A 15,525-nucleotide genomic window follows, 5' to 3' on the forward strand; every position below is an offset into this window, starting at 1 on the left:
ATCCTGTTCTGAAAGCCGCGTATGTGTGCAATGACGTCCGACATGGTGGTGGTGCGCAAGGAAGGACTGTATTGCGTGCCGGGCCAGTTCTATATCGACCCCTGGCGGCCGGTGGAGCGCGCCGTGATCACGCACGCCCATGGCGACCATGCGCGCGGCGGCCACCGCCACTACCTGGCTGCCACCCCGGGTGTCGGTGTGCTGAAGTCCCGCCTCGGCGATATCCACATCGACGGCCTGGGCTATGGCGAAACGGTGGTGCACAACGGCGTCACCATCTCGCTGCATCCGGCCGGCCACGTGCTCGGCTCGGCGCAGGTGCGCATGGCGTACCGCGGCGAAGTGTGGGTGGCGTCCGGCGACTACAAGGTGGAGGCCGATAGTACTTGCACCCCGTTCGAGCCGGTGCGCTGCGATACCTTCATCACCGAATCGACGTTCGGGCTGCCGATCTACCGTTGGCAGCCGCAACAGGAGGTGTACGACGACATCAACGACTGGTGGCGCGCCAACGCCGCGCAGGGACGCGCCAGCGTGATGCAGTGCTACAGCTTCGGCAAGGCGCAGCGCATCCTGAGCGGCCTGGAAGCGGACATCGGTCCCATCGTCTGCCATGGCGCCGTGCAAACCCTCAATACGGTTTATCGCGACAGCGGCGTGTGGCTGCCGCCCACGGTGATGGTGGGCGACGTCGACAAGGACGACCTCAAGCGCGCGCTGGTGATCGCGCCACCGGCGGCGGCCGGCTCACCGTGGGTCAAGCGCTTTGGCGATTTTTCCGACGCGTTTGCCAGCGGCTGGATGCAGTTGCGCGGCGCGCGCCGCCGCCGTGGCGTCGATCGCGGCTTCGTGCTGTCCGACCACGCCGACTGGCCGGGGCTGATGCAGGCGATTACTGCCACCGGCGCCGAACGGGTGATCGTCACCCACGGTTCGATCGCTGTATTGGTGCGCTGGTTGCAGCAGCAGGGCCTGCAGGCCAGCGGTTTTGATACCGAGTACGGCGACGATGAGGCCGACGATGCTGCTGCCGGTGCGGCCACTGATCCTGCAACCGATGCCGCAACCGATACCGATGCTGCAACCACCGAGGCTGCGTCTGCCGAAGCCGTATCCACCGACGCTGCACCAGTGGGAGCACGCCATGCGTGACTTCGCCCTGCTGTACGCCGAGCTCGACGAAACCACGTCCACCACGCGCAAGCTCAATGCGCTGCAACAGTATTTTCGTACTGCTGCACCGGCCGACGCGGCCTGGGCCGTGTACTTCCTGGCTGGCGGCAAGCCGCGCCAGGCCGTACCGACCAAGCTGCTGCGCCAGTTCGCCATCGAATACTCGGGCCTGGACGACTGGCTGTTCGACGAGTGCTACCACGCCGTCGGCGACCTGGCCGAAACCATCGCCCACATCCTGCCGCCACCGAACCAGCCCAGCGAAATCGGCCTGGCCGACTGGATCGAACTCGGCATCGCGCCATTGCGCGGCGCCGACCCCGGCACCGTGCGCAGCGCGCTGCTGCTGTACTGGGACCAGCTCGATACGCGCGAGCGCTTCCTGCTGACCAAGCTGATCGGCGGCGGCTTCCGGGTGGGGGTGTCGCGCCTGCTGGTCACGCGCGCGCTCAGCGCCATCGCCGGCCTCGACAGCAAGCTGATCGCCCAGCGCCTGATGGGCTGGACCGACGGCAGCGTCAAGCCCACTGCTGCCGGCTTCCAGCAGCTGATCGCCGAGCATACCGAGGAGGAACACGCGCAGCGCGGCGGCCAGCCGTACCCGTTCTTCCTGGCTCATCAACTCGACCGCGAACCGGAAGCGCTCGGCGAATTGTCGCGGTGGCAGGTGGAATGGAAATACGACGGCATGCGCGCCCAACTGGTCAGCCGCGAAGGCCAGAACTGGCTGTGGTCGCGCGGCGAAGACCTGATTACCGAGCGCTTCCCGGAGCTGGCCGTGCTGCGCCTGCCCGACGGCGTAGTGATCGACGGCGAAATCCTGGTCTGGCACGGCGGCGACGCCCCGGCGCCGTTTGCCGACCTGCAAAAGCGCATGGGCCGCAAGCAGGTCTCGGCGCGGCTGCTCGGCGAATTGCCCGCCGTGATGGTCGCGTACGACCTGCTCGAATACGAAGGCCGTGACCTGCGCACCTTGCCGCAAGCGCAGCGCCGCGCCATGCTCGAGCAGCTGGTGGCCACGCTGCAAGTACAGCAGGGCGCACCGCAACTGCGGCTGGCGCCTGTGATCCGCGCCGACAGCTGGGAGCAACTGGCCGCGATCCGCGCCGAATCGCGCCAGCGCGGGGTGGAAGGCATGATGCTCAAGGCTGCCGATGCACAATACGGCGTGGGCCGCACCAAGAACGTCGGTACGTGGTGGAAATGGAAGATCGACCCGTACAGCATCGACGCCGTGCTGATCTACGCCCAGGCCGGCCACGGCCGCCGCGCCTCGCTGTACACCGACTACACTTTTGCCGTCTGGGACGAAACGGGGGAAGGCGAGGGCGGCCGCAAGCTGGTGCCGTTCGCCAAGGCCTATTCGGGCCTGACCGATGCCGAGATCGCCAAGGTGGACCATGCAATCCGCCGCACCACCATCGAAAAATTCGGCCCAGTGCGCAGCGTGACACCGAGCATGGTGTTCGAGATCGGCTTCGAAGGCATCGCCAGCTCGCCGCGCCACAAGTCCGGCATCGCGGTGCGCTTCCCGCGCATCCTGCGCCAGCGCCAGGACAAGACCGTGGACCAGGCCGATACGCTCGACGCCCTGAAAAGCCTGCTGGTCGCGCCATGACGGCGCGCCCCCGCACCAGCTTGCGCGCCCAGCTGGCCAGGCCGCGTCCTGCGCCAGCCAGTGCAACGGTCGAAAGCCGCGCCAATAAGCTTGTTTCCATGCCTGCCAACAAGTCCGTCGTCACCGCAGCCAGCGAGATGAACGATCCGCTGACCGATTCCGCTTCTGCACCAGCCATCGATCCGGCCGGCAACCCGGTCGCGGGAGCGCAAGCCGGACCGGAAGCCAACCCGCCAATCAACCCGGCCGCCGAAACCGATGTCAGCTCGTCAGCCAAGGTTCCCGCCGGGTCGGTCGCCAACGCCTCGGTCAAGTCTTCCGCCAGGTCAGCCACCAACCTGTCGGCCCAAGTCCCTGCCAGGCGGGGCGCCAACCCGGTCGCCAAATCCACCGGCCCCTCATCGACGCAAGCCAAAGCCTGGTTCGCCGCGCGCGGCTGGAAGGTATTTCCATTCCAGCGCGATGTCTGGCAAGCCGCGATGGCCGGCCAGTCGGGCCTGCTGCACGCGAGCACCGGCGCCGGTAAAACTTACGCGGTGTGGTTTGCCGCCTTGCAGCGCGCAGCCCTGCACAAGCGCCCGCGCGTGGGCCTGAAAGTACTGTGGCTGACGCCTATGCGGGCGCTGGCGGCCGACACCCTGCGCGCCTTGCAGGAATCGGCCACCGACCTGCTGCCGGCGTGGCAGATCGAGGCGCGCACCGGCGACACCGGTTCGGCCCAGCGCGCGCGCCAGAACAAACGCCTGCCCGACACCCTGGTCACCACGCCCGAAAGCCTGACCCTGATGCTGAGCAAGGCCGATGCGGTTGCCCAGTTCGCCCAGCTGGACATGGTGATCATCGACGAATGGCACGAGCTGATGGGCAACAAGCGCGGCGTGCAGACCCAGCTGGCGCTGGCGCGCCTGCGCCACTGGAATCCGGGCCTGGTGGTGTGGGGCCTGTCGGCGACGCTGGGCAACCTGGTGCAAGCGCGCGAGGCGTTGATGCCCGACGGCGTGGCAGTGGAAGGCCATGTCGCCAAGGACATCGTGGTCGATACCCTGATCCCCGACCATCCGTCGCGCTTTCCGTGGGGCGGCCACCTGGGCCTGCAAATGCTGCCGCGCGTGGTCGAGGAAATCGAACGCCACGCCACCACGCTGGTGTTTACCAATACCCGTTCGCAGGCCGAGCTGTGGTACCAGAACATGCTCGATGCCCGTCCCGACTGGGCCGGGTTGATCGCGCTGCACCACGGTTCGCTCGACAAGCAGGTGCGCGACTGGGTGGAGCTGGGCCTTAAAAACGGGCAACTGAAAGCCGTGATTTGCACCTCGAGCCTGGACCTGGGCGTCGATTTCCTGCCGGTGCAACGGGTGCTGCAAATCGGCAGCGCCAAGGGCATCGCCCGCTTGCTGCAACGGGCCGGGCGCAGCGGCCACGCACCGGGCCGCGTTTCGCGCCTGACACTCGTGCCCACCCAAAGCATGGAACTGCTGGAAGCGGCCGGCGCCCGGCAAGCGGTGGCCGCGCGCGATATCGAGGCGCGGCCGGTGCCGTATAAACCGCTCGACGTGCTGGTGCAGCACATGGTGACCATTGCGCTGGGCGGCGGCTTCCGTTCGGCGGAATTGCTGGCCGAAGTGCGCACCGCGTGGTCGTACCGCGACCTCACCGAAGAAGAGTGGCAATGGGCGCTCGATTTTATCGCCCGTGGTGGCCAGACCCTGGCCGTGTATCCCGAATACCGGCGCGTGCTGCCCGATGACGAGGGCGTCTATCGCGTGCCGGACGCCGCCATCGGACGCCGTCACCGGATGGGCATCGGCACCATCGTCTCCGATTCCAGCCTGCAAGTGAAATACGTGAGCGGCGGGCGGCTGGGCAGCGTGGAGGAATCGTTCATCTCGCGACTGAAACAGGGCGACCATTTCCTGTTTGCCGGCCGCATCCTGGAATTCGTGCGCCTGCACGAAATGACCGCCTACGTGCGCCGCGCCACCGGCACCCGTGGCGCCGTGCCGCGCTGGCAGGGCGGCAGGATGCCGATGTCGTCCGAGCTGGCCCATGCCGCGCTCGAGCAGCTGCGCCTGGCCACCATTGACGGCGCCGAATCGCTGGGCCCGGAAATGCAGGCGATTGCGCCACTCTTGGCCACGCAGCAAAAATGGTCGGCGCTGCCCACGCCCGACACCACCGTGATCGAAACCATGCACAGCCGCGAAGGACGCCACCTGTTCATGTTTCCATTTGCAGGCCGCTCGGTCCACGTCGGCCTGGCGTCGCTGATTGCCTGGCGCGTGGCGCGGGTAACGCCGGTGACGTTTTCAATCGCTGTCAACGATTACGGCTTCGAGCTGCTGGCCGCGCAAGAACTCGATTGGACGGCGCTGCTGGACGTGGGGCATGGCGCCAAAGCCGGTCTGTTCGGCACCGACAATTTACTGGAAGACGTGCTGGCCAGCCTGAACGCCACCGAACTGTCGCAGCGGCGCTTTCGCGAAATTGCCCGCATTGCCGGCCTGATCTTCCAGGGCTTTCCCGGCCAACCCAAGAGTGCGCGCCAGTTGCAGGCCTCGTCGGCGCTGTTCTTTTCCGTGTTCCGCCAGCACGATGCCGGCAACCTGCTGCTGACGCAAGCCCAGCGCGAGGTGCTGGAGCAGGAACTGGAGCTGACCCGCCTGCGCGCCACGCTGGAAGAGTTGCAGGCGCGCCACATCAGCTTTCACCAGACCAAGCGCGCCACGCCGTTCGGCTTTGCGCTGATGGTCGAACGCTTCCGCGAAAAACTCAGCACCGAGAAACTGTCGGACCGGGTGGCGCGCATGGTGCGCGAGCTGGAAAAGGCGGCGGGACCATGAGCGCGCTGCCCGATCACCACGGCGCACTGGCGCTGGAACTGGCAGGCGAGCTGGTCTGGCTGCTGCCCGAGAAAGCCTTGTATTGGCCACGCGAGCGGATGCTGGTGATTGCCGACATCCACTTCGGCAAGGCAGCGTCGTTCCGCGCGCTGGGCGTGCCGGTGCCGGCCGGTACCACGTCCGCCAACCTGGCGGCGCTCGACCGCCTGGTGGCGCGCCATGGTGCGCGCCAGGTGCTATTCCTTGGCGATTTTTTGCACGCCAAGGCCGCGCACGCGGAATCGACCATGGCAGCCATGCAGCGCTGGCGCGCCCTCAATCCCGCGCTGGCGCTCACGCTGGTGCGTGGCAACCACGACCTGCACGCGGGCGATCCGCCGCTGTGGTTGTCGATCGCCATGGCGGATGAGCCGATGCACCTGGGGCCGTTTGCCTTCTGCCACCACCCGGACTTGCTGGCGACGGGCTACCTGATGGCCGGCCACGTGCATCCGGTCTATCGCTTGCGGTCGGGCTGGGAGTCGGTGCTGCTGCCATGCTTCATGGCCAATGGCCAGCGCATCGTGCTGCCGGCGTTCGGCGCGTTTACCGGCGGCCACGCGGTAGTGCCCGAAGCCGACGAGCGGCTATTTGTCACCAGCGGCGACGCCGTGGTGGAAGTACCGGCCTCGCCGCGCCGCGATGGGCGCTAGCGAGGTCAAAGATTCGTTACAGGCAAATCGTGGTTGAGCGGCCCATGTGGATTGCCGAGCGGCCGGTGAGGGCGGTCTTGGCGAACTGCACCAGTTGCTTCATTTTGCTCGAGCCCGCATCCCAGTATTCTGCCGACTGGATACGCACCCGGATCAGGGTCAGGTGCGGGTCTTCCACGCCCTTGGGGAACCAGCTGCGCGCCGCCGGGGTCCACAGTTCGCGCGCTTTGGCCTGGTCCTTGACCAGGAACGCCTGTCCGGAGATCGACAGGTAGAGCTGGCGCTCGGGGTCGGAAAAACTGATATTGATGTCGGGATGCGTGGGCAAGTCGAGCGTGAACGCGGCCTCGTCGCTGGTGAAGAACCAGAGGTTGCCTTCGTTGTCGATCTGCTGGGTGGTCAGTGGCCGGCTGGTGAGCATCTGGTCGGCGTCACAGGTGGTAAACATGCCAAACCGCACGTCCTTGATCTTGTCGGCGATGGTCTGGATCTGGTCTTGCGAGTACAGCGGCATGATGCGCCTCCACGGAAAATATAGGGTGTATGCCTCAGCGTAGGCCGTATCGGCGGGCATGTCCGTTAGCGTACACACCTAACTTTACATAGCAGTTACATCGGGTTGATTGACATCCTAAATGATAATTATTATCATTTCTGTTTGTGTGTATCTTGGCACGTTAAATTTCCTGAAGGATTACCCTTGAGTGCACCACCCGCCAGCCCTGCCAACAGCGTCACCAGCGCTACCAGTGCCACGAGTGCCGCCCAAGCCAGTCGCGCGGTCTGGCTCAAGCACCTGCACCAGTGGCACTGGATCAGTTCGGCACTGTGCCTGCTGGGCATGTTCCTGTTTTCCATCACCGGCATCACGCTCAACCACGCATCGCAAATCGAGGCCAAGCCCACCATCACCCGGCTCGAGGCCACGGCGCCGGCCGCGCTGGTAGCGCAATTGCGCACCTATGCCGAGGAGCACGATGGCGCCAAGGAACCGCTGCCGCAAGCCGCCGAGCAATGGCTGAAGGACACCTGGAAAGTGCAGGCGGGCGGGCGTGTGGCCGAATGGTCGGCCGACGAGATTTATCTTGCCATGCCGCGTGCCGGCGGCGACGCCTGGGTGCGCATCGAGCTCGAGGGTGGAGCCGCCGAGTTCGAGAAAACCGACCGTGGCTGGATTTCCTGGCTCAATGATGTCCACAAGGGCCGCAACACGGGCACGGCCTGGAACTGGTTCATCGACATCTTTGCCGTCATGTGCCTGGTGTTTTGCATGACCGGTTTGCTGATTTTGAAGTTCCACGCGGCCAAGCGGCCGTTCACCTGGCCGATGGTGGGCCTCGGTGTTTTGATTCCTGTTGTTATTGCTTTGCTGTTTATCCACTAACTGTATCTACAACCCCCCAGGACTTCCATGAAATTACGTTATTCCATCGCCCTGAGTCTGCCACTGGCCAGTGCTTCGGCCATGGGCGCCGAGCTGGCCCTGAAAATCGATGTGCCACAACTGAACGTCGCCGAATACCACCGCCCGTACATCGCCGCCTGGCTGGAAAACGCCGACCAGAAAGTGGTCACCAACCTGGCCGTCCTGTACGACACGGGCAAGAAGGATAACGCCGGCACCAAGTGGCTCAAGGACATGCGCCAATGGTGGCGCAAGACCGGCCGCGACCTGGCCATGCCGCTCGACGGCGTCAGCGGCGCGACCAAGGCGCCCGGCGAAATTTCGCTGACGTTCCCGGCCGCCAAGGCTGGCCTGGACAAGCTGCCAGCCGGCCAGTACACCTTGTTCGTGGAAGCCTCGCGCGAAGCGGGCGGCCGCGAAGTGGTCAAAGTGCCGCTGCAATGGCCGCCGAAGTCGGCGCAGAAGGCCACCGGCCAGGGCAAGGAAGAACTGGGCGCGGTCGTGGTCCAACTGAAACCATAAACGGATAACCGCGGAAAATCCCATGAACAAATTCAACAAGACCCTGATTGCGCTGGCCCTGGCCGGCGCAACGATGACCGCACACGCCCACAAGCCGTGGCTGCTGCCCACGTCCACCATCGTCGAGAGCCGCGACAACTGGGTCACCATCGACGCCGCCGTGTCCGAAGGCCTGTTCGATGTCGATCACGTGCCGCTCAAGCTCGACGGCATCACCATCACCGGCCCGGACGGCGGCAAGGTGGAAATGCAAAACGTTGCCAACGGCAAGCTGCGCAACAGTTTCGACCTCAAGCTGCCAAAACCTGGCACCTACAAGGTTGCCCTGGTCTCGCAAAACGTGTTCGCCAGCTACAAGGACAAGGCCGGCGAAATGAAACGTTTCCGGGGCAACGAAGAGACCTTCGCCAAGGACGTGCCGGCCGATGCCGCCGAGCTGAAAGTGTCGCGTACCCAGAGCCGCCTGGAAACCTTCGTCACCACCGGCGAACCCGACCTGGCTGTGTTCAAGCCAACCGGCGTGGGCCTGGAACTGGTGCCGGTCACCCACCCGAACGACCTGCGCGCGGGCGAAAAAGCCACCTGGCGCTTCCTGCTCGACGGCAAACCGGCCGCCAACCAGGGCGTGAGCCTGATCCCGGGCGGCGTGCGCTATCGCGGCACGCTGGGCGAAATCCGCAAGAACACCGATGCCAACGGCGAGCTGACGTTCGAACTGCCGGCCGCCGGAATGTACATGGTCAGCAGCAGCTGGCCGGCCGCCACGCCGTCCAAGCCGGGCCAGCCGCCGCAGATGCCTGCACGCCGCGCCAGCTACGCCGCCACCATCGAAATCCTGCCGGAATAAGGGTGATGCGCCGGGTTATTCTGCCTCATCATATTTCGGACGACCCGGCGCCCGCAGGCGGTGTGCTCCGCGATTTCGCGGGGCGCAGCATGGGCACCAGCTGGTCGGTGCGGCTGGTGGCTGCACCGACTGTCACGGTGTCCCATTTGCAACAGGGGCTGCAACAGCAGCTCGATTCCGTGGTGGCTGAAATGAGCCACTGGGAAAGCGATTCCAATCTCGGGCGTTTCAACCGCGCCCCGGCGGGCAGCTGGCATGACTTGCCGCCCGCCTTTTTCGATGTGCTGTCGTTCGCACTGGACGTGGCGCGCGCCAGTGGCGGCGCCTGCGACCCGTGCGCCGGCACGCTGGTCAACCTGTGGGGTTTCGGCCCGCACGGCAGGTTCGATCACCCCGATTTTATTGCCCCCACGCTTGACGCCATCGCCTCTGCGCGCGCGCAACTGGCCGCCGCGCGCAAGGACATGCAGTTGGTGCCGGCGCCGGCGCGGCGCGCCTTCCAGCCCGGCGGTATCGAACTGGACCTGTCGGCCGTGGCCAAGGGCTATGGCGTTGATCGCCTGGCCTATTACCTGAAAAGCCAGGGCATTGACCACTTCGTGGTGGAAGTGGGCGGCGAGTTGCGCGGCGCCGGCGTCAAGCCGGACGGCCAGCCATTGTGGGTGGCGCTGGAGCAAGTGGAGCAGGGGCAGCAGGGTAGCAACGACGAGCTGGTGCTGGCGCTGCACGGCCTGGCCGTGGCCACCTCGGGCGACTATCGCCGCTACTTCGAGCGTGACGGCAAGCGCTACGCCCATACCATCGACCCGCGCAGCGGCCTGCCGATCTCGAACGGCCTGGCCTCGGTGACGGTGGTCCATGCGCAATGCATGGCGGCCGATGCCTGGTCCACCGCCTTGACCGTGCTGGGCCGCGTGGACGGCCTGGCGCTGGCCGAACGGCAAGGGCTGGCAGCGCGCTTCGTCGAACGCACCATCGACCACGGCCATGTCACCTACCACGAATACCTGAGCACCCATTTACGCAGCATGCTGGACGAATGATCTGGACCAACGACCCCAACCGATTGATGCTGGTGGCCGCCTCGGCCGCCGCCTATGGCCTGGTATGCCTGATACCGTATTTGCGCGAGCGCGGCAGGCGCCTGGCCGCCGCCCGCGCCAAGGCCAAGGCGGCCGCCGCGCCGGGGTGGATCGTCGCCTACGCCAGCCAGACCGGCAACGCCGAAGCACTGGCGGGCCAGACCGTGGCCACGCTGCGCCTGGCCGGCATTCCGGCGCAACTGAGCGAATTGTCCGACCTGCAAGCCGAGGACCTGCTACGCGCCGAGCGCGTGCTGTTCCTGGTCAGCACCTATGGCGAGGGTGACGCCCCCGACGGCGCGGCCGCGTTTGCCGGGCGCCTGATGACGACCCGGCTGCCGCTGCCGCAACTGCATTACGCGGTACTGGCGCTGGGCGACAGCGCTTACCACCAGTTTTGCGGCTTCGGCCGCGCGCTTGACGGCTGGCTGCAAGCGCAGGGGGCGCAAAGCCTGTTTCCGCGCATCGAGGTCGATCGCAGCGCCGATGCCACCATCGGCCTGTGGCGCCAGCATTTGAGCCACCTGGCCGGTACCAGCGACGCACCGGACTGGAGCGCGCCGTCGTACCAGTCGTGGACCTTGTCCGAGCGCCGGCTGCTCAACCCGTGCAGCGCCGGCGCCCCCGTCTATCACCTCGAACTGAGCCAGCCGGGCGCGTTGAATGCGGCCGATTGGCAGTCGGGCGACCTGGTGCAGATATCGGCCCCGGCCGAGCCCGACCGTCCGCGCGAATATTCGATCGCCTCGATTCCGGCCGACGGCCGCGCGCACCTGCTGGTGCGGCTGCACAGCCATGCCGATGGCAGCCATGGCGTGGCCTCCGGCTGGCTGACGCAACAGGCGCAGGTGGGCGAGGCCGTGTCGCTGCGGCTGCGTGCGCACCGCCGCTTCCGCCTGGAGGGCAACGCCGGCCGCCGCCTGATCCTGATCGGCAACGGCAGCGGCATTGCCGGCTTGCGCGGCCACCTGCGCGCGCGTGCCCAGGCCGGGCAGAGCGGCAACTGGCTGCTGTTCGGCGAGCGCAACAGCGCCCACGATTTCCATTATCACGAAGAACTGGAGGCGCTGCGCCAGGCCGGCCTGCTTGAGTTCGACCTGGCGTGGTCGCGCGACGGCGGCGCCGAGCGTTACGTGCAAGACCTGTTGCCGGCCCGTGCCGACAAGTTGCGCGCGTGGGTGGCCGATGGCGCGGCAATCTACGTGTGCGGCAGCCTCGATGGCATGGCTGCCGGCGTCGATGCCGCGCTGGCCGAAGCTTTGGGCCGGGAAGCGCTCGATGCGCTGGCAGCGGCGGGCCGCTACCGGCGCGACGTGTACTAGGAACTGATAAAAAAAAGCCACCGGTGTGATTGCCGGTGGCTTGTTTTTTGTCGTGCGCCAGGATCAGTCCGCGCTGGCCTGTTCCAGTCCGCGCGCCAGGCTCGAGATGCTGGGGTTGTCGATAAACACGCAGCGCTTGCCGTTGCGCTTGCAGTAGTCCTTGACCCGCCAGTAGGCGCTGTGGCTGATGCAGCCGGTCTGGCAGATCACCAGGTCGGCGGCGGCCAGGCTGGCGTCGAGGCGGTTGGCGTTGTCTTCCAGGCCGCCGTCGTGGTGCGAGAACTGTGCGCCTTCGCGCTCGATCAGCTCGCGGTAGGTGGCGACGTTGCCGCTGCGTCCGCCCACGCACAGCACGGCGCGCTCGCTCAGGCGCAGCGGCATTTTCATGACGTGCTCGACCACTTGCCGGGTTTCCTCCTGGATCGGCATCGGCGCCGGTGCTTCCACCGCGCGCGCCAGTTCCAGCCGCAGGTCGGCGATCTGCTGGCGCATGGCGCGCTCGCGCTCGTCCATCTGCTGCAGGCGGTCGGCCAGGCGGGCCCGGGTTTCCAGTCCCGGGATCGATTCGCGCAATTGCTCGAGCTCGGTACGCAGCGAATCGACCAGGCTGTCCTTGCCCACCACTTGGGCGCGCAGTTGCATCAATTGCGACGCGTGTTTTTCGGCATCGGCGCTTTTTTCCGCCAGCAGGGCGGCGGCGCGCTGTTGCGACTTGGCCAGTTCCTGTGCCAGGCGGGTGTTTTCCAGCAAGGTGGCGTTGAACTTGGTGATGTCGGCGCGCACGCAGGCGCCGGCCTGGTGCTGCACCATGTGCAGGTCGCGGCACATCTGCTCTTCCACCTCGGGGCTGCAACGCGGGTGGGTGAGGCCGGCCCAGAAGGCGCCAGCCACATCGCCGGCAGCGACGGCGGCGCGCCACAGGTCGGCCACCTGCTCGGTGGTCTTGGCGGCGCGGAAGCGCAGCAGCACCGGGGCGTAGCGGCGTTCCAGTTCCTTTTGCAGCGCCTCGGACAGGCGGTTGCGGGTGGCGCATTCCGTCACCGCACCGACGTGCACTTCGTAGTCGTCGGCCAGCACCTTGCCGTTGGTGACCTTGTCCACCAGCTTGCGCAGCACGCCCAGCGGGAAACCGACCCCGACCAGCGGGCAGTGGCAGGCATGGCCCAGCTCCCACAGGCGCCGGCGGCGCGAGGCTTGGGCCTCGGCGTTGGCGCTGGCGACGTTGTGGATCACCGGTTTGACGGGACGCAGCACCTGCTGGGTCTGCTGCACCGGCTCCGCTTGAGGGCCAGGTCGTGCGGCGCCCGGCCGGGCCGCGAGCGGCCCGCCGGTCTGGGGGCCGGCCGCAGGACGGCCGGCCATTTGCGGCATGGCGGCGGCAATAATCGCCGCCAGGGGATCGTGTTTCTCGCACATGGTGATGAGCTCCGCGTCAGGCCGTGGCAGGCGTGCTGCGGGCACGTGCCATGATGCGGCTGAGGAAATTGGTCTTGTCCTGCTCCTGCAGGTTGCGTTCGACGACTGTTGCCCACTGCTCATGCAGTTGCTGGCAGGTGGCGCGCAGCACTGGCGCCAGGTCGGGCAGGCTGGCCAGCGCTTTCAGGTGGCGTTCGATGACCGAGGCCAGCTTGACGCAGCCGCCGTCGTGGTCGTTGCCGGCCGTGTAGTGCGACATCAGGTGCAGCACCGCCGAGAGCATCAGCTCGGGATGATGGCCGCCCTGCGACGGCGCGAGGAAAATCGGATTGCTACGGTCTAGGTCTATGGCCATCAAACGCTCCTGGGTCGGAAAAAGAGAGTTCAGCTGGCTATGCACATTGGCTGGCAAACTCGAAGGGGAGAGTGGGCGCACACGGTGGCGCGCCCGGTTTCACGCACAGTGATCTTATGCGGTCAGGATCAGCTTGTTGAGCTGGGTGACGCGCAGGCGGTACACGCGGCCCGCATGTTCGATTTCGAGTTCGCGACCACCATCCATCAGGCCGGCGCTGCTGATACGCTTGATTGGCGACACGGCCGAGACCACCGAAACGACGGCGGGAGCGGGACGGACATTCATTACGGGTTGGGTCATGGGCAGGGCGGTAGGCATCGTCATTTCTCCTTTAAATAAGAATGATTCGTATTTGCATTCATTATTGTAGAAGGCGGGATGGAATGCAAGCGCTATTTTGTGCAAACTCGGCCAAATGATAAAAAAACCAAGACAACATAAAAAAAGCCCGGCTTGGAGGCCGGGCGCAAGGCTGGGTTAGAGCGCGGTACGTACAACAAGTTCACATCGGTTCACATCGCCGCCAGCAATTGCGCCGGGGTGGCTGCTTCGTTTTTGCTCTTGGCTGCCGCCAGCTGCTTGGCGCGGGTGCGCGAGGGGGGCAGGCGGCGCAGGGTTTTCAGCGCTTCGGCATCCTTGATGCCGATGGTGCGCTGGTCCACGCTGATCAGGCCGATTTCGTTGAAGGCTGACAGTGTGCGGCTCACGGTTTCCAGCGTGAGGCCCAGGTAGCTGCCGATCTCGTGGCGCGTCATGCGCAGGTTGAACAGCTTGGCCGAATAACCCATATGGGCGAAGCGGTCGGCCAGCGTGACCAGGAAGCGCGCCACGCGCGCTTCGGCGGACAGGGCGCCCAGCATGCCGATCATGGCCTGTTCGCGCACCAGCTCGCGGCTCATGACGCCGTACATCATGTTTTCCAGTTCCAGGTGCACGCGGCCGAGCGCGGTCAGTTTTTTGAACGGCAACAGGATCAGGTCGCAATCGGACAGCGCTACCGCCTCCGACGAGTAATGGCGGGTGTGGATGCCATCGACGCCAAGCATGTCGCCCTTCATCGGAAAGCTCAGCACCTGCTCGTTGCCGAACTCGTCGATCAGCACGGTTTTCAGGAAGCCGGAATTGACGATGTACAAGGTGTCGAACGGCTGGCCGATGGTATGGATGCGCTGGCCGGTTTTGAACTGCACGTGCTGGAACAACAATTCCTCGGTCGTGACCGACACCGCCGACGGAATGTGCAGCAAATCGCATACTTCCTTGAGGTTGGACCAGAGGCGCCCCTGACGCTGGCGGCCGGCTTCCATCGACGACGATTGCAGGGTCGTCGTGACCGGGCGAATTTCAGACGCTTGCGTTGACAACATGGTGAGCTCCTGTGTGCACATTCGAAACAGTGGATGGAAGGCCGCCCGGTTGCGGCTGAAGCAGCGGTGAGCGGCTCGCACGGCACTCTTGTAGCCGTGCAGCATGAAACAGTGATTTCAGTATGCCAACAGGGGCCGGGGCTGGATATCAGCAATGGCTGAATATGAGCGTAGGAGCGTGCGCAGGTTTGTAGGAGAAATCCTACCGGGAGGGGGAGTGATCAGGTTTTGAACGGCGACAGCAGACGATGCGCAACGGCATATTGAACCATTTCGGACAGCGATGTCATCCCCATCTTTTGCATGATGCGGGTTTTATGGGTGCTGACGGTTTTGACGCTCAGGTGCAAGCCGTTGGCGATCTCGGTGATCGACTTGCCTGCCACCAGCAAGGAAAACACCTCGAATTCGCGGTCGGACAGCTGTTTATGCAACAGGCTTTCGTTGGGCATCATGATGTTGAGCGCCAGTTGCTCGGCCACCTCGGTGCTGATGTAGGGCCGGCCGGAAGCGACCTTGCGGATCGCACCGACGAGCTGGGTGCCGGCGCTTTCCTTGGTCAGATAGCCCTGGGCGCCGGCGCGGATGGCCCGCACCGCGTATTGCTCTTCCTCGTGCATGGTGAGAATCAGGATGGCCAGCTTGGGCGCCTCGGCCTTGATCTGGCGGATCAGGTCGACCCCGCTGCGCCCCGGCATCGACAAATCGAGCATCAGCAGGTCGAAGCCGCCCTGGCGCACGTGGCTGAGCACCTCGAAGCCGTCGATCGCTTCGCCGACGATGTCGATGTCGGGCGCGCCGTCGAGGATGCGCTTGAGTCCTTCGCGCATGATCGTGTGGTCGTCGGCAATAACTATTCGGATCATCGTGGGCCGCTCAC

At 65.5% G+C, this 15,525-nt stretch carries 15 protein-coding genes; 9 read left to right on the top strand and 6 right to left on the bottom strand.

Features of this window, described 5'->3' with window-relative positions; all coding sequences use genetic code 11:
• The first annotated feature begins 30 nt into the window (after positions 1–30).
• From SR858_RS05710 to pdeM, 4 genes are read left to right on the top strand one after another with little or no spacing between them, the layout of a single operon-like run.
• On the top strand, positions 31–1,152 hold the full coding sequence (locus SR858_RS05710; protein ID WP_019922690.1) for a ligase-associated DNA damage response exonuclease: 1,122 nt from the start codon (positions 31–33) through the stop codon (positions 1,150–1,152).
• Positions 1,145–2,791, top strand: a complete 1,647-nt coding sequence (locus SR858_RS05715) for an ATP-dependent DNA ligase (protein WP_019922689.1) — start codon at positions 1,145–1,147, stop codon at positions 2,789–2,791. Before SR858_RS05710 ends, SR858_RS05715 begins: the two co-directional genes overlap by 8 nt.
• Positions 2,788–5,634 (top strand): ligase-associated DNA damage response DEXH box helicase, encoded by a 2,847-nt coding sequence (locus tag SR858_RS05720; RefSeq protein ID WP_019922688.1) that lies wholly within the window; start codon positions 2,788–2,790, stop codon positions 5,632–5,634. Before SR858_RS05715 ends, SR858_RS05720 begins: the two co-directional genes overlap by 4 nt.
• Positions 5,631–6,326, top strand: coding sequence for a ligase-associated DNA damage response endonuclease PdeM (gene pdeM / locus SR858_RS05725; protein WP_019922687.1), 696 nt, complete (start codon positions 5,631–5,633; stop codon positions 6,324–6,326). The genes SR858_RS05720 and pdeM overlap by 4 nt, the downstream gene beginning before the upstream one ends.
• Before the next feature lie 16 nt (positions 6,327–6,342).
• Here pdeM and SR858_RS05730 read toward each other — a convergent pair whose 3' ends face one another.
• Positions 6,343–6,840, bottom strand: coding sequence for a pyridoxamine 5'-phosphate oxidase family protein (locus SR858_RS05730; protein WP_019922686.1), 498 nt, complete (start codon positions 6,838–6,840; stop codon positions 6,343–6,345).
• Between the two features lie 186 nt (positions 6,841–7,026).
• On the opposite strand from SR858_RS05730, the gene SR858_RS05735 reads away from it, so the two are divergent.
• Genes SR858_RS05735 through SR858_RS05755 form a run of 5 tightly spaced genes read left to right on the top strand, consistent with a single transcriptional unit; the run spans position 7,027 to position 11,504 of the window.
• A complete protein-coding gene (locus SR858_RS05735) occupies positions 7,027–7,710 on the top strand; it encodes a PepSY-associated TM helix domain-containing protein (RefSeq protein ID WP_019922685.1) in 684 nt (227 codons plus the stop codon).
• Positions 7,711–7,737: 27 nt separating this feature from the next.
• Positions 7,738–8,253 (top strand): DUF2271 domain-containing protein, encoded by a 516-nt coding sequence (locus SR858_RS05740; protein ID WP_019922684.1) that lies wholly within the window; start codon positions 7,738–7,740, stop codon positions 8,251–8,253.
• A 22-nt stretch (positions 8,254–8,275) separates the two neighbouring features.
• Positions 8,276–9,100, top strand: coding sequence for a DUF4198 domain-containing protein (locus tag SR858_RS05745; RefSeq protein ID WP_019922683.1), 825 nt, complete (start codon positions 8,276–8,278; stop codon positions 9,098–9,100).
• 5 nt (positions 9,101–9,105) lie between these two features.
• A complete protein-coding gene (locus SR858_RS05750) occupies positions 9,106–10,143 on the top strand; it encodes an FAD:protein FMN transferase (protein WP_026637436.1) in 1,038 nt (345 codons plus the stop codon).
• Complete coding sequence (locus tag SR858_RS05755) at positions 10,140–11,504, top strand: sulfite reductase subunit alpha (protein ID WP_019922681.1); 1,365 nt, start codon at positions 10,140–10,142, stop codon at positions 11,502–11,504. Before SR858_RS05750 ends, SR858_RS05755 begins: the two co-directional genes overlap by 4 nt.
• 63 nt (positions 11,505–11,567) lie before the next feature.
• On the opposite strand, the gene SR858_RS05760 is transcribed toward SR858_RS05755, so the two are convergent.
• The 5 genes from SR858_RS05760 to SR858_RS05780 all read right to left on the bottom strand — a co-directional run bounded on the left by SR858_RS05760 (position 11,568) and on the right by SR858_RS05780 (position 15,511).
• Complete coding sequence (locus tag SR858_RS05760; RefSeq protein ID WP_019922680.1) at positions 11,568–12,920, bottom strand: DUF2325 domain-containing protein; 1,353 nt, start codon at positions 12,918–12,920, stop codon at positions 11,568–11,570.
• Between the two features lie 16 nt (positions 12,921–12,936).
• On the bottom strand, positions 12,937–13,275 hold the full coding sequence (locus SR858_RS05765) for a hypothetical protein (protein WP_019922679.1): 339 nt from the start codon (positions 13,273–13,275) through the stop codon (positions 12,937–12,939).
• Positions 13,276–13,389: 114 nt separating this feature from the next.
• Entirely contained in the window at positions 13,390–13,563 is a 174-nt protein-coding gene (gene hemP / locus SR858_RS05770) for a hemin uptake protein HemP (RefSeq protein WP_373922135.1), read from the bottom strand.
• A 227-nt stretch (positions 13,564–13,790) separates the two neighbouring features.
• Positions 13,791–14,585 carry a Crp/Fnr family transcriptional regulator gene (locus SR858_RS05775; RefSeq protein WP_019922677.1) on the bottom strand — a complete coding sequence of 265 codons (795 nt, stop codon included), beginning with the start codon at positions 14,583–14,585 and terminating at the stop codon, positions 13,791–13,793.
• 281 nt (positions 14,586–14,866) lie between these two features.
• Positions 14,867–15,511, bottom strand: coding sequence for a response regulator (locus SR858_RS05780; RefSeq protein ID WP_026637433.1), 645 nt, complete (start codon positions 15,509–15,511; stop codon positions 14,867–14,869).
• Positions 15,512–15,525: the final 14 nt, after the last annotated feature.

Source organism: Duganella zoogloeoides (assembly GCF_034479515.1).
Lineage (GTDB): Bacteria > Pseudomonadota > Gammaproteobacteria > Burkholderiales > Burkholderiaceae_D > Rugamonas > Rugamonas zoogloeoides.